Annotated in this window: 19 protein-coding genes; 11 read left to right on the top strand and 8 right to left on the bottom strand. The window is 64.7% G+C overall.

Translation table 11 applies throughout. From position 1 onward, the window contains the following. Positions 1-14 precede the first annotated feature (14 nt). Positions 15-863, bottom strand: a complete 849-nt coding sequence (locus WIMU1_RS00650; protein WP_062795637.1) for an SDR family oxidoreductase — start codon at positions 861-863, stop codon at positions 15-17. Between the two features lie 122 nt (positions 864-985). Between WIMU1_RS00650 and WIMU1_RS00655 the strand changes: the two genes are divergently transcribed. Next, the gene (locus WIMU1_RS00655; protein ID WP_023954941.1) at positions 986-1,405 is read left to right on the top strand and encodes a ChaB family protein; all 420 of its coding nucleotides are present in this window, start codon (positions 986-988) and stop codon (positions 1,403-1,405) included. A 47-nt stretch (positions 1,406-1,452) separates the two neighbouring features. Here the strand turns inward: WIMU1_RS00655 and WIMU1_RS00660 are convergent, their stop codons facing one another. Then, positions 1,453-2,631: a zinc-dependent alcohol dehydrogenase gene (locus WIMU1_RS00660; protein ID WP_062794723.1), complete on the bottom strand. Its 1,179-nt coding sequence runs from the start codon at positions 2,629-2,631 to the stop codon at positions 1,453-1,455. 175 nt (positions 2,632-2,806) lie between these two features. On the opposite strand from WIMU1_RS00660, the gene WIMU1_RS00665 reads away from it, so the two are divergent. The 3 genes from WIMU1_RS00665 (at position 2,807) to WIMU1_RS00675 (ending at position 4,818) form a co-directional block, all read left to right on the top strand. Continuing rightward, entirely contained in the window at positions 2,807-3,634 is an 828-nt protein-coding gene (locus WIMU1_RS00665; RefSeq protein WP_023954937.1) for a SigB/SigF/SigG family RNA polymerase sigma factor, read from the top strand. 115 nt (positions 3,635-3,749) lie between these two features. Continuing rightward, positions 3,750-4,160, top strand: a complete 411-nt coding sequence (locus WIMU1_RS00670) for an STAS domain-containing protein (RefSeq protein WP_062794724.1) — start codon at positions 3,750-3,752, stop codon at positions 4,158-4,160. 268 nt (positions 4,161-4,428) lie between these two features. After that, entirely contained in the window at positions 4,429-4,818 is a 390-nt protein-coding gene (locus WIMU1_RS00675) for an ATP-binding protein (protein ID WP_062795638.1), read from the top strand. A 45-nt stretch (positions 4,819-4,863) separates the two neighbouring features. Here the strand turns inward: WIMU1_RS00675 and WIMU1_RS00680 are convergent, their stop codons facing one another. Then, a complete protein-coding gene (locus WIMU1_RS00680) occupies positions 4,864-6,390 on the bottom strand; it encodes an FAD-dependent oxidoreductase (RefSeq protein WP_062794725.1) in 1,527 nt (508 codons plus the stop codon). Positions 6,391-6,617: 227 nt separating this feature from the next. Beyond that, the gene (locus tag WIMU1_RS00685; protein WP_062794726.1) at positions 6,618-8,183 is read right to left on the bottom strand and encodes an MBL fold metallo-hydrolase; all 1,566 of its coding nucleotides are present in this window, start codon (positions 8,181-8,183) and stop codon (positions 6,618-6,620) included. 112 nt (positions 8,184-8,295) lie between these two features. Between WIMU1_RS00685 and WIMU1_RS00690 the strand changes: the two genes are divergently transcribed. Next, positions 8,296-9,048, top strand: coding sequence for a lysophospholipid acyltransferase family protein (locus WIMU1_RS00690; protein ID WP_023954931.1), 753 nt, complete (start codon positions 8,296-8,298; stop codon positions 9,046-9,048). Position 9,049: 1 nt separating this feature from the next. On the opposite strand, the gene WIMU1_RS00695 is transcribed toward WIMU1_RS00690, so the two are convergent. Together WIMU1_RS00695 and WIMU1_RS00700 are read right to left on the bottom strand one after the other, a co-directional pair. After that, positions 9,050-9,481, bottom strand: coding sequence for an ATP-binding protein (locus tag WIMU1_RS00695; RefSeq protein ID WP_023954929.1), 432 nt, complete (start codon positions 9,479-9,481; stop codon positions 9,050-9,052). A 47-nt stretch (positions 9,482-9,528) separates the two neighbouring features. Next, on the bottom strand, positions 9,529-9,951 hold the full coding sequence (locus WIMU1_RS00700; RefSeq protein WP_084247919.1) for an STAS domain-containing protein: 423 nt from the start codon (positions 9,949-9,951) through the stop codon (positions 9,529-9,531). 365 nt (positions 9,952-10,316) lie between these two features. Between WIMU1_RS00700 and WIMU1_RS00705 the strand changes: the two genes are divergently transcribed. From WIMU1_RS00705 to WIMU1_RS00715, 3 genes are read left to right on the top strand one after another with little or no spacing between them, the layout of a single operon-like run. Further along, positions 10,317-11,399 (top strand): glycosyltransferase family 4 protein, encoded by a 1,083-nt coding sequence (locus WIMU1_RS00705; RefSeq protein WP_062795640.1) that lies wholly within the window; start codon positions 10,317-10,319, stop codon positions 11,397-11,399. Then, entirely contained in the window at positions 11,396-12,379 is a 984-nt protein-coding gene (locus tag WIMU1_RS00710; protein ID WP_062794727.1) for a glycosyltransferase family protein, read from the top strand. The genes WIMU1_RS00705 and WIMU1_RS00710 overlap by 4 nt, the downstream gene beginning before the upstream one ends. Then, a complete protein-coding gene (locus tag WIMU1_RS00715) occupies positions 12,376-13,200 on the top strand; it encodes a glycosyltransferase family 2 protein (RefSeq protein WP_062795641.1) in 825 nt (274 codons plus the stop codon). The genes WIMU1_RS00710 and WIMU1_RS00715 overlap by 4 nt, the downstream gene beginning before the upstream one ends. Positions 13,201-13,233: 33 nt before the next feature. Here the strand turns inward: WIMU1_RS00715 and WIMU1_RS00720 are convergent, their stop codons facing one another. Continuing rightward, positions 13,234-15,024 carry a thiamine pyrophosphate-requiring protein gene (locus tag WIMU1_RS00720; RefSeq protein WP_062794728.1) on the bottom strand — a complete coding sequence of 597 codons (1,791 nt, stop codon included), beginning with the start codon at positions 15,022-15,024 and terminating at the stop codon, positions 13,234-13,236. A 113-nt stretch (positions 15,025-15,137) separates the two neighbouring features. On the opposite strand from WIMU1_RS00720, the gene WIMU1_RS00725 reads away from it, so the two are divergent. After that, on the top strand, positions 15,138-15,896 hold the full coding sequence (locus tag WIMU1_RS00725) for a lysophospholipid acyltransferase family protein (RefSeq protein WP_062794729.1): 759 nt from the start codon (positions 15,138-15,140) through the stop codon (positions 15,894-15,896). A 1-nt stretch (position 15,897) separates the two neighbouring features. Further along, on the top strand, positions 15,898-16,743 hold the full coding sequence (locus WIMU1_RS00730; protein ID WP_062794730.1) for a Cof-type HAD-IIB family hydrolase: 846 nt from the start codon (positions 15,898-15,900) through the stop codon (positions 16,741-16,743). 81 nt (positions 16,744-16,824) lie between these two features. Here the strand turns inward: WIMU1_RS00730 and WIMU1_RS00735 are convergent, their stop codons facing one another. Beyond that, entirely contained in the window at positions 16,825-18,996 is a 2,172-nt protein-coding gene (locus WIMU1_RS00735; protein ID WP_062794731.1) for an N-acetylmuramoyl-L-alanine amidase, read from the bottom strand. 311 nt (positions 18,997-19,307) lie between these two features. Here WIMU1_RS00735 and WIMU1_RS00740 point away from each other — a divergent pair, with 311 nt between their 5' ends. Beyond that, positions 19,308-21,002, top strand: a complete 1,695-nt coding sequence (locus WIMU1_RS00740) for a SpoIID/LytB domain-containing protein (protein WP_062794732.1) — start codon at positions 19,308-19,310, stop codon at positions 21,000-21,002. Positions 21,003-21,031 lie beyond the last annotated feature (29 nt).

Genomic DNA, 21,031 nt, shown 5'->3' on the forward strand with positions numbered 1-21,031 from the left:
TCGCCCCGCCGACCTCAGCCGGGCAACGTTTCGCCGCCGATCGGAGCCAGCACCTCACCGCTGTAGTACGACGACATGGTCTGCGACGCGAAGAACACGTAGGACGGTGCGATCTCGTCCGGCTGCGCGGCGCGACCCATGGGAACCTGCTTACCGAAGTCGGCGACCTTGTCGGCCGGCATCGTCGCGGGGATCAACGGTGTCCAGACAGGTCCCGGCGCAACACAGTTCACCCGAATTCCGCGGTCGACGAGACTCTGCGCGAGCGAGTAGGTGAGCGCGATGACAGCGCCCTTGGTGGCCGAATAGTCGATCAATGACTTGTTGCCGCGCAACCCATTGATAGAGCCGGTGTTGATGATTGCCGAACCCTCGCCGAGGTGCTCGAGAGCAGCGTGGGTCACGTGGTAGAAGCTGTGGATGTTCACATCGAACGTTCGCTTCCACTGCTCGGGGGTGATCTCAGAGAAATCCTCGACAACGTGTTGATAGGCAACGTTGTTCACGAGGATGTCGAGACCGCCCAAGTCCTCGACCGTTCGGCCGACGATCTGGCGGCAGTGTGTGGGATCGGCCAGATCCCCTGCGTACGTGGTGCACCGGCGTCCTTCGGCTTCGACGAGCCCCTTGGTGTGTGCGGCATCGTCGGACTCGTCGAGGTACGCGATGGCGACGTCGGCACCCTCTTTGGCGTATGCCACGGCGACCGCCCGTCCGATGCCGGAATCGCCGCCGGTGATGAGGGCCTTCTTGCCCTGCAGGAGTCCGCGGCCTTGGTACGACCGCATTTCGTCGTGCGGTTGCTCGCTCATGTCCCCGGTGCGCCCCGGGTACTCGATGTTCTCGGCTGGATGTTCGCTCATGGTCTGCACCTTTCTGTTCCACCGCTGCTTACCCGGCGCTGACCGGGTGAAACCTCGAGTTTGACGGTCCTGCCGGCGGGTAACCTCCAGGACCGATCGAACTCTCGAGAAGGAGGAAGCACATGCCGAAGACGACAAAATCGGGTGCGCCGAAGAAGAGTGAGCTGCCCAGTACGTTGATCAAATCGGGCAAGAAGGCACAACGCACATTCACCAAGACCTACGACTCGGCGATGGACGAATACGGCGACGAGAAACGTGCGCACCGCACGGCCTTCTCCGCTCTCAAGCACAGCTTCGAAAAGGTGGGCGACCGTTGGGAACCCAAGAAGAAGAAGGGTCCCTCCGACAGCCGGGCCAAGAGTGGTGGCCCCAATCCCTCAGGTAAGTCTGCCGAGGGTGTTGACGCCAACGCCAGCAAGGATCATCTGGTCAAGGTGGCGAAGCGCCTCGACATCAAAGGCCGCTCTTCCATGAAGAAGAAGGAACTGGTCTCCGCCATCAAGAAGGCGAACAGAAAGAAGACTGCCAAGAACCGGTGAGGGTTCTCGAGCAGTCTTCTCCTGGTTCGCCGTGAGGCCTTCGGCCCTCAGGGACGGAGCAGGATCTTGACCGCGCCGTCCTGCTTCTTCTGGAAGATCTCGTAGGCGTGGGGTGCCTCTTCGAGGCTCAGCTCGTGAGTGGCGAAGGTGTCCACGCCCAGCGGATCGTCGTCGGTGAGCAGCGGCATGAGGTCCTTCTCCCAGCGCTTCACGTTCGCCTGTCCCATGCGCAGATTGATCTGCTTGTCGAACATGGTGCCCAGCGGCAGCGGATCCATCTCGCCGCCGTAGACACCGATCAGCGACACCGTCCCGCCGCGCCTGACCGCATCGATGGCCGTGTTCACCGCCGCGAGCCGGTCGACGCCGGCCGTCTTGAACACAGGTTGGGCGACGGCGTCGGGCAGGAAGCCGGCCGCCGTCTGGATGAGCTTGGCCCCGGGTGCGCCGTGCGCCTCCATGCCGACCGCGTCGATCACCGCGTCCGTTCCGCGCCCCGACGTGCGGTCACGCACGATCTCACCGATGTTCTTGTCCAACCTCATGTCGATGGTGTCGATGCCCCGCGCCTTGGCCCGATCGAGGCGTTCGGGTACGAGGTCCACCGCAACCACGTCGTAGCCACGATGGGCCGCGATCCGTGCACACATGTCGCCGATCGGTCCCAGTCCCAGGACGGTGACCGTCCCACCATCGGGCACGTTCGCGTACTCGACCGCTTGCCATGCGGTGGGAAGCACGTCTGAGAGGTACACGAATCGAGAGTCCGCCGGGCCCTCGGGCACCTTGATATGGGTGGCGTCCGCGAGCGGAACCCGTAGGTATTCGGCCTGGCCGCCCGGTACCTGGCCGTACAGCTGCGAGTAGCCGAACAGCGCTGCACCGCGACCCTCGGAGGTGACCTGGCTGGTCTCGCACTGGCTGTGTAGACCGTTGTCGCACATGAAACAACTGCCGCAACAGATCTGGAACGGGATCACCACCCGGTCGCCCACGGCCAGATTCTTCACTTCGGCACCCACCTCGACGACACGTCCCATGGGCTCATGGCCGAGGATGTCGCCGGGGCTCATGAAGGGGCCGAGCACTTCGTAGAGGTGGAGGTCCGAGCCGCAGATGTTCGTGGTCGTCAGCTCGATGATGGCATCGGTCGGCTCCTGAATCTTGGGGTCCGGTACCGTTTCGACACGCACGTCCCGTTTGCCCTGCCACGTCACTGCTCTCATGAGTCCTCCTGGTTGGGTCCGCCCGTTTCGTTCCTCGGGCACGCGGGTCGGATACCCATGGAGTGCCGTGGTGAACCCAAGCGCTGCTCGAGAACAGGGCCGCATGACAGGGTGATTGAAGACGAACTCGACGGGGTAACCCAGACGAGTTGAATCAGCAAGCGTAGATGGGACCGTGTTGGAGCGAACTCAACCGAAGGCGCGGGTCTCTGACGACTATGCCGACGTCGTGGACTTGATCGCGCGTCTACGGGAGAAAGAGAAGGGCACGCCCGCTGCGGACCGTCTTCGCGACCAGGTCATCACCCGCTGCCTCCCTCTCGCCGAGAACATCGCCCGCCGTTTCAGTGGTCGCGGCGAAAATCACGACGACCTCGTCCAGGTTGCCCGCCTGGGCCTGGTCAATGCGGTGGATCGGTTCGACCCTCAGCACGGTTCGGAGTTCGTGTCTTTCGCGGTACCCACGATCATGGGTGAAGTGCGCAGGCATTTCCGGGATGCGGCCTGGGCCACCCGTGTCCCACGTCGGCTGAAGGAGTTGCACAAGTCGATCAGCGACGCCTCGGAAAACCTGTCCCAGCGCCTCGGGCGGGCACCATCGCCCAGCGAGATAGCCGCCGAGCTCGACCTCAGCGTCGCGGAGGTGACCGAAGGCCTCCTGGCGCGTGGGGCTTACCAGGCACTGTCCACCGATTCCGGTGCGGCCGATGACGAGCTCGGCGCACCATTGCTGGAAACGCTGGGCTCCGAGGATCCCGAGTACGAGCACGTTGAAAGCTATGTCGCGATCCGGCCGGCTCTCGCCAAGCTCTCCGAGCGCGAGCGACGAATCCTGGTGCTGCGATTCTTCGGATCTCAGACCCAGACCGAGATCGCGAAACAACTCGGGATCTCACAGATGCACGTGTCGCGCATCCTCTCCAGCACCCTGGCCAAGTTGCGTGACGAGCTCGGCTCTGACGAAGACGGGGCATTGGGTGGCCCGAATTCCTTCCTGAATTGAACAATGAATTGTAGATTGTTAATCAGGTTGGGAAGGCAGCCGGGCTTTCTGGAGTGGCCTGCTCGGTGGGCGGCGAGCTCCAGGGGCAGTCATCGCCAGTCGGCCGGAGGTTTTCATGTCGCCATCGGAGACCAATTTCTATCCTGAACTACGAGACGTCGGCTCCATGACCGAGCTCGGGCACACGTGCACCAGAAAGATCACGTTCTCCTGCACCCGTGCGCATCCCGTCGTTGTCCGGGTCGATGGGGAGATGGACCGCGACAACGTAGTGCTCCTCCAGGACTACCTCGACCATCTGCTCAGCGGAACCAAGGCACTGATCGTCGACCTGTCCGACGTCGACTTCGCACCGTCGTCATGCCTCGAACTGCTCATCGATGTCGCCGATACAGCAGCCACAGAGGATCGGTGGTTTGCGGTCGCCTGCGGGCGACCCGTGAGTCGACCGCTGGAGCTTCTCGGGGACCTGGTCGAATGTTTCGACTCGTTGGAATCGGCACGCCAAGCCACTCCTGCGCAGTAGTAACCCGGTCCGAAACTCGCTCGAGACGGCTTCACTTACGCTCACCGCGGATGGGTGATGCGGCGCGGGCCCGGACATCGGACTGTGAAATCGTGGGGCTCAGAAGGCACCCTGACTATTTGTTTCGCGAGAGTGCTTAGGGCAGCCATCGTCGGGGTATACGGGGTGAGACCGTAGTAGGAGTAGTGCAAATGTCGATCGTGATCAACACCGTTGGCCGGGGTAACCTGCCCGGTAAAGGGGGATCGAAGTGGTAGTGGGTGACGTCATGCGTATCGACGAAACGGCAGTGGCTCCGGTGAATATCCGGGTGCCCGCCGACAAGTCGCAAGTTGCGATGGTCCGGGCCATCGCCGAGACCTTGGCGGTGCTGGCCGATTTTTCCCTGGATGAGGTAGCCGACATCAAACTGGCCGTCGACGAGGCCGCGATGACGATCATCGGACATGCCGGACCGGGTGCCGAACTGACAGTCGCTTTCACCACAGCCGAGCACCACTTCAACGGCGTGGTCCAGTCGTGGCTCCCGAGCTCTAACTCCTTGCCCCAGACCGGGTTTGGTTGGCACGTGCTGCAAACGCTGACCGAGTCGGTGACCGTCCATGAGGGCGAGGCAGAAAACGATGGCCGTCTGGTCGCCATCGAACTGGTGAAGTAACCAAATCCCGTCCGAGCCGACGGCGCCGACCACATCGGCGCGGGCTCAATCGAGCTTGGTGAGCGGCCGGGTGGCCGGCCCCTCGAGGACCGCCCCGTCGGCCGCGAAACGTGATCCATGGAGTGGGCAGTCCCACGACTTCTCGGCGTCATTCCAGTTGAGTACACCCGCAAGGTGAGGGCACACCGCCGACACCTTGTGCGTCTGTCCTTCCACGGTGCACACGCCCGTCGGCCGGGCACCGTCGCGACGCAGCACCCCGCCGCCCTCGGGAACGGTCTCGTCGGTGGTAGTCGAGGCGCCGGGTTTGATCGCTGCGCCCGCCCACCCCTTGGCCATGTGCAGCCCGACCTCGGCATTGATCACCGCGGCAGACGGGACACCCACAACCTGCGCGGGGCGGGACGAGTCCAGGTACTCCGCCCACGCCGGACCACCGCCGAGGAGCCGGCCGGCAAGCGCCAACGCAGCAGCCACCCCGTTTGTCATGCCCCACTTGGCAAATCCGGTGGCCACGTAGATGCTGTCGTGCCCGGGAAGGATCGGTCCCACGTAGGGCAGCTCATCGATCGTGATGTAGTCCTGCGCCGACCACTGGTGGGTCAGCTCCGCGGTCGGGAAATACGTTGTGGTCCAGTCGATCAGCTCGTCGACGTGTTCCTGCTCCGATTTGGCCCGCCCCACGGGATGTCCGCTTCCGCCTGTGAGGAGAAGTGGCTCGCCGTTGGGCCCCGGAACCCACCGGACCGACCTCGACGGCTGGTCGGCGGCAAGGTACATGCCCGCCATGATCGGCTCTGAGACCGAAAAGGCGGCAGCGTACGAGCGCTCGGGATGGACGCGGGCAAAAAAGCCGCCGCGGTCGAGAATCGGTGTACCGGTGGCCAATACGATCTTCCTGCCACGAACGGTGACGTCGTCTCCGGTGACGGGGTCCACCTGGTCCGTGCGAAGTATCTGGTCGCCGTCTTTGCTGTGCGCAGACACGACCCTGGTGTTCTCGTAAACCTGCACGCCATGCCGCTGGGCTTCGGCGACGAGAGCTCCGAGGGCATCGAGTGGGTGGAACTGGGCCTGGTCGTCGAGGGCCACTGCCGCCACCGATGGAAACGGTGTCCCGGGATCATCGACCCAGCGGACGTCGAGGCCTGCTTTCTGGCCGGCTTGGAATTCCTTGCGGATGCTGTCGATGCCCTTGTCCGACTGCGCGTATGTGTACGCCGTCTCGATTTGGAACGGCACGTCGTGTTGCGCGCAGAAGGCCAGCAGCCATTGTTGCGCTTCGACGTTGGCGTCGACATACCCGCGCAACGCTGCGGCCGAGTGCTTGCTCGAGATGGAGGACAGTCGGGTGCCTTGGAGCACGCTGACTTTCGCGGTGGTGTTGCCCGTGGCCACGGCGCCGAGTTGTCGGGCTTCGACCAACGCGACGTCGGCACCCGATCGACCCAGGAGCAGCGCAGTGGTCACGCCGGTGATGCCTCCGCCGACAACGACGTAGTCGAAGCGTGAATCGGTGATGCTTCGAACAGGCGGATCGACCTTGACGCTCTTCATCCACAGTGAGGACACAGCGCTTTGATACCCGCGGTGTCTGCGGTTCAAACTGCTCTCGCGAAACACCGTTCCGCCGGCATCAATTGAACCGGCGGAACGGGAAAGCGGCGATGAAAATCAAGAAAGTTTGAGGGGAGACTCGCTTTTTGAGTCTCCCACGCCGAAGGGAATGGTCACCTCAAACGCCGGGAAAATATAACTCCCGTACGGCTTTGAGGTCAACCGGTCTCAAAAGGTCAGCGTCAGGACTCGATTCGAGCGCTGCGCAATTCATGCCCCTTGCTGGTGAGGCACCGTCCGCTGGGCAGGTCCCATGACCAGCCGTGGAGGTTGCAGGTCAGCTTGTCGCCCTCGATGACACCGAATTTGGTCAGATCGGCTTTGAGGTGCGGGCAGCGGCGCTGCAACTTCCAGCCGTCCTTCTCGATGGAGGACGAGTCATCGTGTGCCTCGGCGAACCACCCGTCGGCGTAAGCAATTCGCTCATCGGTCAGACACTTGAAAAACGTGTACAGGAATTCGTTGTATCCGCCGATGCGCCAGGTGGTGAAACGCGTCGAGAGAAAGATCGTGTTGACCCAATCGGGTTCGTTGTCACGCAGGACAGTTCTGACCAACTCGGGCGCAATCCGGAATCCATACCGGTATTTGCCTTCTTTTTCTTTCGGTTCTCGCACTGTGCGGTTGGGGAAGTCGAGGACAACGGTCTCCTCGCCCATCACCAATCCGACCGGATACCCGATGCCGTCGCAGATCAGATCGCTCTGGGCCATGATCGGCTCGAAGAGCTCCTTGAGAGCGGGCAGCAAGGGGTCACCGACGGCGGGGGCCCACGTCGCCTTCTGCGCTGCGATCACCGGGGCGAACTTCTCGGCCATCCGATCGAGGTATGCGGCCTTGTTGGGGCCGAAGACCTGCTCCGGCGGATACGGATGCGACAACTCGTTGAGCTGTGAGCCGGTGATGTCGACGGTGGAGCCCGACACCATCATCAGGCCACGGTGCTTCTCCCCGTCGTCGGTGCCCTTCTCCTTCATCTGGTCCAGGAACGTCTCCTGGTCCGGGAAGATGCTCGTGGGGTCGTTCTCGATGTCGTTGAGGTAGCGCAGATCCTCGTCGAGGAACATGGGCGGCCCGGCAGACGGGACGACCCAGGTGGCACCGACCTGCTCGATGTACGACCTCGCCCTGTCCATACCGCGCTGGCGCTTCTGGGCAGCGAAGTTGGCCTTGGAGCGTTTCGGGATGTCGTACACCATCGGGTACCAGATCGCGCCCGAGTACTGAAGCAGGTGAAGGTCGATGTGACCGAACTGCTCAGCGATCACATCGAGATCCACAGGCCGCGCATCGTTCATGTTGAAGACGGTGGTCTCACCATCGCTGACCACGAGGCCGCTGTCGCCGATGGGACCGTCAGCCGGCGCCCGCAATGCGACGATCATCACGTCGAGACTGCCCTTGTCGTTCGTGACGGTGGTCTTCACCGAGTCCTCGGTCTCCACGAACTTCGTGAACCCGAGCTTCTCCAGTTCGCGGCGCAGGTCCGGCACCGGGTAGTCAGGGAGCAGTACGGTCGCGTCCTTGCTGACGTTGTCGCGCAGGTTCTGCTCGTCGAAGTGGTCCCGATGGAGGTGGCTGACGTACAGGTAGTCGCAGTTGCCCAGCGCCTTCCAGTCCAGCTCACTGTTGTCGGGGAATGGCACCCATGAGGCGAAGTACGCGGGGTTCACCCATGGGTCGCACAAGATCGACCCGGCATCAGTCTGGATGTGGAATCCGGCGTGCCCAATGCTCGTGACCTGCACGTGCTGCCTCCAAAATCGTGGTTATTGCTTCAACTTCTGGTTCGTCGCAATGAGAACCAGAGTATCGACCAGTTCCGGGTGGCCCCTCTTTGGCCAACGCTATGCTCGCCGCATGGAACCGGTCTACGACACAGTCATCGCCATCGCCAGATCACTCTGGGCCGCCGAGGGCCTGAAGTTCACCGTGACCGGGGTCGAGAACGTACCGAAGACGGGCGGCGCCGTGGTTGCTATCAACCACACCGGCTACCTCGACTTCACCTACGCCGGCTTGCCTGCGTTTCTGCAGGGTAAACGCAAAGTACGGTTCATGGCCAAAAAGGAGGTCTTCGACCACCGCATCAGTGGGCCGATCATGCGCAGCCTCAAACACATCCCGGTGGACCGTTCGGCCGGCGCGGACAGCTACCGCGCCGCGGTGGAATACCTCCAGCGGGGAGAGCTCGTCGGTGTCTACCCAGAAGCGACGATCAGCCGGAGTTTCGAGATCAAGGACTTCAAGTCCGGTGCTGCGCGGATGGCGCTCGAAGCGGGTGTCCCGATCCTGCCGACCGTCATCTGGGGCGCTCAGCGGGTCTGGACGAAGGGCCATCCCAAGCGGCTGGGCCGGACGAACATCCCCATCTCGATAGGTGTCGGAGAACTGATCGCGCCGGATGGCGATCCGGCCTCGCTGACCGAGCGTCTGCACAAGACGATGAGTGAGGAACTGCTGACCTTGCAGCAGAATTACGGGCCCCATCCACAAGGGGAGTTCTGGGTGCCCGCCCGACTGGGGGGATCGGCGCCCACGCTGGAAGAGGCCAACCGGATGGATGCCGAGGACCTGGCTGCCCGGGCGGCCAAACGCGACGGCGGCGTCTGACCTACTTGTCGCGCTCGGCGCCGAGATTCCATTCCAGGTTCACCGTGGTGCCCTGAGGACTGGGGTTGATGCGCGGATGGTCGGCCAGCGCTTGCATCAGAGGAATGCCGCGACCGCGCAGCCGGTGAGTTGTCGGGTCCGGTTCTCGCCAGTTCCCGTGGTCCTGAACGGTCACATTCAACTGCTGATCATGCGGATGGTAGGTGGCACGCAGACTCATCGTGCCCGGCTCGCGTCCGGTGTATGCGTGCTCGACAGCGTTTGCAAGCGCCTCGTAGACCGCCAACGTGATCGAGTCGGAGAGATCGCCGACATCGGGTACATGCTCGGCAAGCCATTCAGCCAGCAACTGGCGTAGCGAGGTCGCGGCCGCCGGTTCGGCGGCCACATCGGTATACATGAGCCGTACGCCCTCGGTCGGCGAGTTCGTCATGACTTGATCGGCACCCACAGCTCACTGTTACCCAAGCAGCACCGCTTTTAAGCGGTATAAGGATCGTTACTCTCTTCGGCGAAGTCCGCAGCCGCGGCCTCGACGGTCGCATACATGAGAATCGTCTCGTCCAAACCGACGAGACGCATGGGCCGTTCGGTGGCCGGGCCGTCGGCGACAACGCCGAATTTGCCCGTCGGCGCAATGTTCTCGTGGGCGGTGACCAGGGCGGCCATGCCCGCCGATGACAGGAAATCGACTTCGGTGATGTCGATGATGAGTCCGGCCGGCACGCCACTGATCGCCTCGCGAACGGCGTCTGCCAGCTGCGGGACGGTGAGGATGTCGATACTTCCGCGCACGGTCAACACCACCAGCCCACCTTTTCGGTCTGCGGCGATGGTCAGTCCGGTGCCCGGCAACTCATGACCTTCGCGGGCGACTTGCGCTTGCCCGTCGATCGATTCCATCGATTCCCCTTGCTCAATGGTGTCTCTACCGTGCGCGCGATCCAGGAAGTCCAGACAGCACGCACCCCCGGCTTCTAGCTGAACCGACTAGTCCATATTTGCACAGCTTGACCACACGGCAACCAATTGGTCGCCGCATTCACCGAACCCATGTTCGCAACCCGAGGAGGACGTCGGCGTTTCGTGTCCCGTTGGTCGGGGTATCAAGTTGTGTGCCCGTGCGGCGACGGGTCGATCAGACCTCGAGAGTGCGCGGTGCGATCGAGGCCCCACGGCGGGCCATCGTCGAGAGTCAGGAGCATGGAGCGTCAATGACCGCTGTCCGAACTGTGTTCAGAACTTGCACTACCGAGACGACGCCGGCGGTGAGCGACGAACCGCTGTCCATCGCGCTCATCGCATCGCACAGCTACCCGATCGCGGAACCGTTTGCAGGTGGGCTCGAAGCCCACGTGTGGCACCTGGCCAGGGCCCTGTCGAGTCGCGGTCACAGGGTGGCGCTGTTCGCGGCCGCGGGATCCGACCTGGGCATCGACCACTCGCTGCTCGATGTGAGCGAGTTCGACCCGAGCCCGGCGGCACAACGCGACACGTCGATGCCGGAACCAGGCTTCATGGCTGCACATCACGCCTACCTGGAACTGATGATGCGCCTGGGCCGCGATGCCGAGTTCGACGTCATCCACAACCACAGCCTTCACTATCTGCCCATCGCGTTGGCCCGTACCGCGACCGCGCCGGTCCTCACGACCCTGCACACACCACCGACGCCGTGGCTGGAATCCGCGATCGAGGTGAACACCGAGAACACCCGGTTCGCCGCGGTCAGCGAGCACACCGCCCGGTCGTGGGGCCACGTTGCCCAGGACATCGAGGTGATCAGCAACGGGGTCGATCTGAGCCTCTGGCCTGCGGGTACCGGCGGCGACGACCTCGTGTGGTTTGGGAGGTTCGTGCCGGAGAAGGGCGCCCACCTCGCTGCACTCGCCGCCGACCGGGCCGGTCTCGGACTCCGGCTGGCCGGGCCCATCAGCGACCGGGAGTACTTCGACCGCGAGATCAGCCCGTTGCTCACCGATCGCATCCGGTACGTCGGCCACCTGGACCAGAGCGCATTGGCGACGGTGGTCGGCTCATCGGCCGCCACCCTGGTGACACCCCTGTGGGACGAGCCCTACGGCCTGGTGGTGGCGGAGTCGCTCGCGTGCGGGACCCCGGTCGCGAGTTTCCGGCGCGGGGGCATTCCGGAGATCGTTGGGAATGACGGCGGGGTGCTGGCGGACTCCTACGACGTCGACTCGCTGGCAGCTGCCGCACGCCAGGCGATGACTTTGGACCGGGGCGTCGTGCGCGCCCGAGCCGAGAGTCACTGTGCCGAAGGCGCCATGGTGGATCAGTACTTGTCGCTCTATCGACGGCTGGCCGGTCACACGCATCTGGCCGCATGATCGGCTACTACGTCCACCACCAAGGCCACGGCCACCGAAATCGGGCAGCGTCGATCGCCCGGGCGATGCGAACGCCCGTCACCGCGTTGTCGTCGGCTCCGATCGAACCTGATGTGTTCCAGCGCGTTGTCGAGTTGGACCGCGACGACCTAGGGGAGCGTCGAGATGTGACTGCCTCCGGAATGGTCCACTGGGCCCCGATCCGAGATCCGGGGATGCGCGGTCGGATGGCTCAGCTGGCCGCTTGGGTGGAGAAGACGGATCCCGCCGCACTTGTCGTGGACGTGTCGGTGGAGATCGCGGTGTTCGCCCGGCTGCTCGGTGTTCCGGTGATCGTGGTGGCAATGCCCGGCACCCGCGACGATTCGCCACATCAGCTGGCCTACGGGTTGGCCGATGCCATCATCGCGCCGTGGCCGGACGCTGTTTATGCACCGGACTGGCTGCGACCGCACCTGCACAAGACCACCTTCACCGGTGGGATCAGCAGATTCGCCGGCAGGGCCCGGTCTTCCGACGATGCCGAACGTTCCGATGTCCTGGTGATGACGGGTTCGGGCGGAACCCGCATCACGGAACAAACAGTCGAGGCCTGCCGATCTGCGTACCCGGACATGACGTGGCGTTTCGCCGGCGGACCCGGCAGTTGGCTGCCGGATCCCTGGCCCGCCATGTGTAGCGCCGGGGTGATCGTGGGCAACTCCGGCCAGAACACCGTCGCCGACCTGGCGGTCGCTGCCAGGCCGGCCATCGTCATCCCCGAAGACCGTCCCTTCGGAGAACAGCGGGCCGTCGCCGAAATGCAGCGGGTGCTGCAGTTGGCCACGGTGGCATCGGCCTGGCCGGAGACCTCGGCATGGCCGGCGTTGTGCACGGCGGCGGCGCGGACACCCTCGCACCGCTGGTCCCGGTGGGAGACAGAAGGGGCCGCTGAGCGCGCCGCGGATGTGATCGAGGACGTCGCCCAGAGATGGACATGACCGTCGCCGTGCTCACCATCGTGAGTGGCCGGCACCGGCATCTGCGGGCCCAATTACGTGCTCTCGCTGCCACTTCCGATCGACCCGACCTCCACGTAGTGGTCGCCATGGACGATCCGGCCATCGCCGAGCGGGTGGACCTGGGTGAGGCGGTGGTCGCGCATGTCGCACGCGTGGACGGCAGGCTGCCGCTCGCGCTCGCGCGCAACACAGCTGCGGCAATCGCCCTGGACCGCGGCGCCGACCTGCTGGTCTTCCTCGATGTCGATTGCATCCCCGCGCCCGACCTCGTGTCCCGATACAAGGCCGCCGTGCACCGTCGGGCGGGAGAACGCCTGCTGTTCTGTGGGCCGGTCACGTATCTCGACGAGCGGGCTTCCGACGTGGCACGTGGCGGTGGAGACCTCGCGTCGCTGACTGCGCCCCACCGCGCGCGGCCGAACCCGCCGGCCGGTTCTGTGGAGCTCGGCACCGACATGAATCTGTTCTGGTCGTTGTCTTTTGCTGTCACCGCAGCCGACTGGACCCGGATCGGCGGCTTCTATGACGGGTACACCGGTTACGGCGGGGAGGACACCGACTTCGCCCAGATGGCGGCGTCCCAGCGATTCGAGATCGCCTGGGTGGGCGGTGCCCATGCCTATCACCAGTTCCACCCCGTCTCGAACCCGCCGGTGGAACACCTCGACGACATCTTGCTCAACGCCGACATCTTCCACCGCCGCTGGGGGTGGTGGCCGATGAATGGTTGGCTGGACGGCTTCGCCGAACTCGGACTGGTCGTGTTCGACGACGAGCGCAATCGTTGGGTGCGAACATGATCCGATGGGCGGCGTACCGAAGGCGGGTGCCGATCAACTGTCGTCGGACGGCCTGACCTGCGCCAGCTTCTGTTTGGCGGTGTTCTTCACCACCTGCCACGCGTCCTGATCGCCTTTGATGAGCGCGCTGCCCAGGGACTTCGCCTGCTCGAACGTTGCGTGTGGCGGTATGGGCGGGACGTTCGGGTCGCATCGGACATCGAGCAGTGCCGGTCGGTCGGCCGCGAGGGCGGCATCCCAGGCAGGCCCGATCTCCTCGGTGGTGTCGACATTGATGCCGAGAAGGCCGATGCCGCGGGCGAACTCGGCATAGTCCATGTCGGGCAGCGACTGCGACTCGACGAACTTGGGGGTTCCCTCCATCGCGCGTTGTTCCCATGTGACCTGGTTGAGGTCGTTGTTGTGCAGCACCACCACGATCAACCGCGGGTCGGCCCACTGCTTCCAGTACCGGGCGATGGTGAGCATCTCGGCGAGGCCGTTCATCTGCATCGCGCCGTCGCCTTCGAATGCGATTCCGGGCCGGTCGGGGTGGGCCCATTTCGCCCCGATGACGTATGGCACGGCCGGGCCCATCGTTGCCAGCGTCCCCGACAGTGAGCCGCGTACCGAACCGCGGAACTTGAGATGGCGCGCATACCAATTGGCGGCGCTTCCCGAGTCGGCGGTGATGATGGCGTTGTCCGGCATCCGCTCCGACAGCTCGTGGAACATCCTGATCGGATTGGTCGGTTCGGCGTCGGTGGTGGCCTGACTCTCGGCCATCGTCCACCACTGGTCAACATTCGACTCGATGGTTTCCCGCCAGCTGCGGTCTTCTTTGCGATGCAGCAGCGGAATGAGTTGTCGCAGCGTGGTCTTCGCGTCGCCGACGATGTTCAGTTCGTAGGGGTAACGCATGCCGATCCACTTTCCGGATCGGTCGATCTGAACGGCCCTGGCCTGGTCGAGTTCGGGCAGGAACTGACTGTACGGAAAGTTCGACCCCACCGTCAGCAGCGTGTCGCAGTCGTTCATCATCTGGTAGCTGGCCGTGGTGCCCAGCAGTCCGACCGATCCGGTGACCCACGGAAGATCATCCGGCAGAACATCTTTCCCGAGCAGTGCCTTCGCGCATCCCGCGCCCAGGAGGTCGGCCACCTCGGTGAGTTCCCCGACGCAGTCGCGCGCGCCCTGACCGATCAAGATGGCAACACGCTCGCCGGCGTTGAGGAGGTCCGCGGCCTGCTGCACCGCGGCCGGATCCGCGGTGGGCGCGCCCGGTGAGAGTCCCAGGCTCGACGGCACGTGCTTGAACTCGTGCTGTGGCGGCGTGTGTTCGAGTTCGAATACATCCGACGGGAAGATCAGGGCCGTGGGTGCCTGCTCGGACAGGGCGATCCGGATCGCGCGGTCGATGAGATTGGGTATCTGCTCTGGCACGGTGCACATCTGGACGTACTCACTGCAGACGTCTTTGAACAGCGAGAGCATGTCGATCTCCTGCTGGTACGACCCGCCCATGGCGCTGCGTTCGGTCTGCCCGACCAGTGCCAGTACCGGCACGTGGTCGAGCTTCGCGTCATAGAGCCCATTGAGCAGGTGGATACCGCCGGGACCACTTGTGGCCGTGCACACTCCGATCTGTCCGGAGAACTTCGCATAACCGACCGCTTGAAAAGCCGACATCTCCTCGTGGCGGGACTGGACGAACTGGGGAGAATTGTCGGCGCGACCCCAGGCGGCCAGCAACCCGTTGATGCCGTCGCCCGGATAGCCGAAGACCTGCCCGATGTTCCACTGCCGTAGACGTTCCAGGACGACATCGCCGACCGTTGCTGACATGGCTCTCCCTGTGGTGCGTGAATCACTCTCCGTGCCGGCCGCATACCCGCCCGGCAGCTCGCTCACACCCGTGTGCAGAGCTCGCGCCACCTTGGGGCCGTTACCCTGAGCGCATGGAACCGGTATTCCGGGCGCTCGAGATCACCGCCAAGACCCTGGTCAAGGTGCAGGGACTGAAGCTCACGTTTCTTGATCTCGACAAGTTGCCCGCCGCCGGCGGAGTGGTTCTCGCGATCAACCACACCGCTTACGTGGACTTCCTGCCCGCAGCACTGGGCGTCCATCGCCGGGGTCGCCGCGTGCGTTTCATGATCAAGTCGGAGATGCAGCAGATCGCGATCATGCGGTTCCTCATCAAACACACCAGGACGGTGCCGGTGGACCGGTCCGCAGGGGCGCAGGCGTATGAACTCGCAGTCCAGGCCTTGCGTGATGGTGAGGTGGTCGGTGTGTATCCGGAGGCGACAATAAGTCGGAGTTTCGAGATCAAGACCTTCAAGTCGGGCGTCGCGCGCATGGCGATGGATGCCGAGGTACCGATCGTGCCGGTCATCGTCTGGGGCGCTCAGCGGATTGCCACCAAGGGTGGACCGAGGAATCTCGGTCGTAGCCGCACGCCGGTCATCGTGCAGTTCGGTGACCCGATCGCGCCGGGTGGAGGGGATGCGATCGAGGCCCGTCGACTGGCCGACCATCTGCGGTCGACGATGCAGAGCATGCTCGCGGACGTCCAGGAACGCTACGGCGAACACCCCGCGGGTGCATATTGGGTGCCGGCTCGGCTCGGAGGCGGCGCGCCCACGATGGCCGAGGCGGACGCACTGGACGCAGCCGATTCGGCCGCCCGGCGCGACAAGCGGCAAAATGGATGAAATGCCCCAATTGGATGAAACGCCGTCAGAGTTCGCCGGGCCTCCCACGCTGATCGCCAGCGACGTTGATGGAACCCTCATCGACAACCAGAACACCGTTCCCGAGCTCGTACGAACGATGATCACCAAGGCGACGGCGGCGGGTGCGACGTTTGTGATCGCGACCGGCCGTCCGCCGCGGTGGATAGCCGAGATCACCGACCAACTCGAGGTCGAGCCACTTGCCGTGTGCGCAAACGGGGCGATCGTCTATGACGTCGCCACCGATCAGGTGCTGCATTCGGCGACGCTCGGAGCTTCAGTGCTCGAGCAGCTGGCCGCAATTGCCTACGAGCAGATCCCGGGATGCGGTCTGGCGGTGGAGCGGGTGGGCAAGAGTGCACACGATGCGGCGACGCCCCCGTTTGTCGCGACCGCGGGCTATCAGCACGCGTGGCTCAATCCGGACCACATCGAGATGAGTGAAGCAGACGTCCTGTCGGAGAACGCGGTGAAGATGTTGGTCCGGCGCCCCGAACTCAGCAGCGACGAGATGGCTCGGCGTCTGGAGGCGGTGGTGGGCGACCTGGCCGACGTCACGTTCTCCACCGACAACGGGCTCATCGAACTCTCGGCACCCGGCGTCAGCAAGGCCAGCGGGTTGCGGACGCTGGCCGAGCTGAAGGACCTACCGACCGGTGCGTCGATCGCATTCGGAGACATGCCCAACGATGTCGAGATGTTGCGTTGGGTCACCCGGGGTTTTGCGATGGCCGGTGGCCATCCTGCCGCCATCGCCGCGGCAGATGAGATCGCGCCCGACAACAACTCCGGCGGGGTGGGCCAGGTGCTGGCCCGGTGGTTCTAGCGGCTCACCGACCGCGCGCGGCCCCGAGCGTCGCGCACCGGTGTGAACCGTTGCGCGACAGCCGGAACCGTGCGTCGGGGGTCAGCCTGCCGGCGGTGCGGTCGGTACCGCGGCCGCCTCGCGCTGGGCGTCGTAGGTGTCGTTGAACGTGTCGATGTAGGTACGCAGCACCCGCACGATGCCGGTGACCAGGTTCCACACCAACGTCCCGCCCTGGAAACTCTGCGTGACGCCGTCGGGTCCCGTCGTCTCCGAAGAGGTGGGCAGACCCAGCGGGCTGTTCTCGAAGCCCATGGTGGCCCACGCTTTTGCGATGGCGCCCTTGATGATCTGCGCACCGGTGGACTCGGACCAGTAGATCTTGCCGTTCTCGAAGTCCGCGAACTTTGCGTTGCCGTCCGGGGTGGTCTGCTCGGTGGTCACGGCGTTGCCGAGATCACCGGTGGGACCGCCGGTCGCCATCCACTGCTGGGCGATGGCACCGGTGTCGGTGGTGGACAGCACCTGTGGGTTCTCGGTACCGGACACCGGACTCTGCACCGGCGCAGTGTCCACCGGGGCGGGGGCGGCCGGAGGCGCCACGATGGCAGCACCCGACGCGGCGATGTCGCGGATCTGTGGCAGCGCCTCGTAGGCGAGGTTGCCCGGGCATTCGGTGGAGTAGAAGTCGCGGTGCCCGCTGATGACCGGCAGTGTCGCCGTCTCGCCGGCCGCGAACAAGGCCCCGTCGAAGCCCTGCGACACCACCGAGCCCGTGCCGCGGGGATCCAGGCCCGCCAGCCGGAGACGCCAGCCCAGGAAAGATCCTGCGGCAGCAAGCATTTCGGGTGAGGGGGCCATCTCGTTGAGATTGCCCATCAGCGACAGGCCCATCGTGTCCTTGTTGAAGCCGCCGGTGTGGGTGCCCTGGACGTTCTTGTCCAATCCGCCTGCGGTGCCTTCGAAGATCTGACCGTACTTGTCGACCAGCACGTTGTAGCCGATGTCGCACCAGCCCAGGGTCTGCGCGTGGTACGCGTAGATGCCGCGCACGATCTCGGCGGACTGCTCGCGGGTGTAATCGTTCGTTCCCGCAGTGTGGTGCACGACAGTCTCTTTGAGGGTGTCGTCATACGTCGGCTCAGAGCATCGGATGGATTCGTCGGCGCCCCATTGCGCCCGGGTGATCACCTGGGGGGTTGCCGACGGTGCCGCCACGGCGGGCGGTGCGGGCGCCGCTGCGGGTGCGGCGGGATCAGCCGCCAAGGGCTGCGATCCCAGGACCGCACCGGTACCGGGTGTGATCAGTGCGGCACTGATGGTCGAGATCGCCTGCTGCAGGGCATTTTGTCCGGGTGCGCCGGTCGTGGTGAGCAGCGGTTCTTGCTTGGGCGTGAACGCCTGGGGCACCACCTCACCCGGCATCGCCGTCGAGGTGGGAATCGAGGTGTCGGTGCGTTTGGGGACCGGGGGAGTTGTGAACGTCGTCGAGGTCGTGGATGTTGTGGTCGGCGCGATACCGGCGGGATCGGTTGTGGTGGCAGGCGCTGATCCACCCGGCGAACTCGTCGCCGACCCCTCGGTCGGCCCGGTGCCGGTACCGGGTGCGGCAACGCCGTCGTTGGTGACCGCGATCTGTACCAGGTTGGTCTTGCCGACCCACACCGGTTCGGTGCCTTGCTTGTTCGGGTCTTTTGCACTCACGCCGTCGACCCGATCGGCCGAGACCCAGGGCCCCCAGCTGCCGTCGATCTGTTTGGCGCGCACGTACGCGGTGGTGTTGGCGACGCCCTGCCAGGTCAGGCCGACCATGGAGAACGGGTCCTCTTGACCCACCTCCTTCACGATCGCGCCCTCGGGGACGTCGTCGCCGGTCGCCGGGGCCGGAGCACTGCTGGACGCCTCTGTCGACGACGGCACCGAGGGGGAGGTGGTGATGGTTCCCGGTGCGGTGGTCGAGGGGAGCAGGTCGGTCGGCAGGAGGCCGGGTGGGATCTGCAGTGGGATGTCGGGCAGTTTGATGCCCGAGACATCGATCGGGGGCAAGGTCACCCCGGCGTCGGCGAGCCCGGACTTGACCAGGTTCAGCACGATCGTCGGAACCTCGTTGAGGTTGATCTGGTTGATCGTGGTCGCGGTGATGGCGGGCGGCTCGGTCGGGTCGACGGCGAAGTTCGGCGCGCTTCCCCCGACCAGGACTGCAACCGGGCTGGCCACAACGACGGCGGCCACCGTCCCCAGGACGATCGACGGCTTCGGTCGGCGGTAGCGCACGTGGTTCTCCCTTGATTGTCGTAACTGATCGACAGTCTTTTCACCGGCGCCGCCACGCACGCCAAACTGGCGTCTCGTGGGCGACGTCGACTTCCCCATCGACTTGCCAGACGGCCAAATCGTGTCTTCTACGGACACCGAAGTCCACGACCGCTCTCGGCGTGGCGTGAAACTCGTGATGCTGTTGTTACTCGATGTGACTTTTGTGGCCGCTGTTTCTTCACTACTGTCACAACAGTCCCACTAGTCACATGCTCGCGGCTGCCGCGTGCGTTGGACCGCGACCGTGGGCGAGTGATGAGAGGACATCTATGCCGCGCATTCCAGGGCTGTACACAACCCGCCCCATCGGGGGCCGTGATGTGTTCGGCACCGGTCTGCGGCGGACGGCTGCGGCCGGGGTGTCACTGTTGCTCGCCGCCGGCGTGACCATGTGGGCAGTGCCGCAGACGGTGAAATCGAACGTCGATCTCACTGTCGGTGGCGAGGTGACGCTGATCGGACACGGCAACGGCCACGGACGCGGAATGGGTCAGTGGGGTGCGTTCGGCTACGCCAAACAAGGTTGGTCCTCGACTCAGATCCTGAGTCACTACTACGGCGGCACCACCGCGGGGAAGGTGGACAACGTCGACGTCTCGGTAATTCTCACAGGCGAGTCGTCGGTCAATGTCTTCGCGGATGCCGGCCTGAAGGTCGGTGAGGTGGCGGTGGCGCCCGGACAAGCAGTCAGTTTGTCCGGGTCCACCGCCACCATCACTGATGGATGCGGTGGCGGTGTGGTCCAGACGGTCGAGCTGCCTCGATCGCTGGTGTCGCCCATCACCGCGGGTCCAGGCCGTCCGGTGCCCGAACTGCTGAAAATGTGTGGTTCGAACCAAACCTTCCGTGGCTCACTCGGATTCGACGGGGACCGCGTGATCAACGTCGTGCCGCTGGACGACTACGTGAAGGGTGTCGTCCCCAGAGAGATCATCGTCAGCTGGGCGGACGAGGGCGGCGCCGAGGCGCTCAAGGCCCAGGCGGTGGCCGCCCGTACCTATGCTCTTGCGTCGATGGACATCAGCAAGCCCATCGACGACACCCAGAACTCACAGGTCTACGGCGGTTTCGGTGCCGAAGACCCACGAACGAACGCCGCTGTCGACGCCACCGCCGGTGTGGTCCTCATGAAGGACGGGAAGCCGGCCTTCACCGAGTTCTCCTCCTCAACAGGTGGCGCCACCGACGGCCGGGACTTCCCGGCGGTGCTCGACGAAGGCGACACCATCTCCCCGTACCGCGACTGGACCGCCACGGTGAGCTCGGACAGCATCGCCTCCACCTTCAACGTCGGGTCGCTCACCGGTTTCGAGGTGATCGAGGCCTACGGCATGGGCGCGGAGAACGGCCGCGCGGCGACGGTTCGGATCAGCGGCACCGGCGGCACGGTCGACGTCCCGGCGCAGGAGGTGCGCACCAAACTCCAGCTACGTTCCTCGTTCTTCTCGGTCCAGGGTCAGACCACTCCGCCCGCGATCGTTGCTCCTCCCTCCGGAGTCGGTTCCACGCCCACAGGTGGCGTGCCGGCCATCCCGACGCCGGGCGGCACCCCGCTGCCCACCGGCGAACTGCCCGCAACGCCGGGTACCGGGACAGGAGATCTCATCAGCGAACTGCTGGCTCTCGCCGAAGCAGCCATCGGTGGCAAGTTCACCGAACTGGGCGGTAGCTCAGGTGTGCTCGGGGAAGCGCTGGGACCGGTTCTGCCGACCACCTCGGGTACCGGAGCGGTTCAGCAGTTCCAGAACGGGTCGGTGTTCTTCGGTCCCGACACCGGTGCGCATGCTCTCGGCGGCCTGGCCCTGCTGAACTTTGTACTTCAGGGCGGCGAGAGCGTGCTCGGGCTACCGCTCGAGGACTCGTTGAGCACCCTGCTCGGGCCGGTCACCCAGGTTTTCCAGAGCAAGTTCGCCGGTGGCATCCTCGAAGTCGATCCCGCCACCGGCCAGGCCTCGCGCAAGTAGGCGTTCGCGCCCGCAGCGCTGCGTTTCGG

It is taken from the genome of Williamsia muralis NBRC 105860 (genome assembly GCF_001598915.1).
GTDB lineage: Bacteria > Actinomycetota > Actinomycetes > Mycobacteriales > Mycobacteriaceae > Williamsia > Williamsia muralis.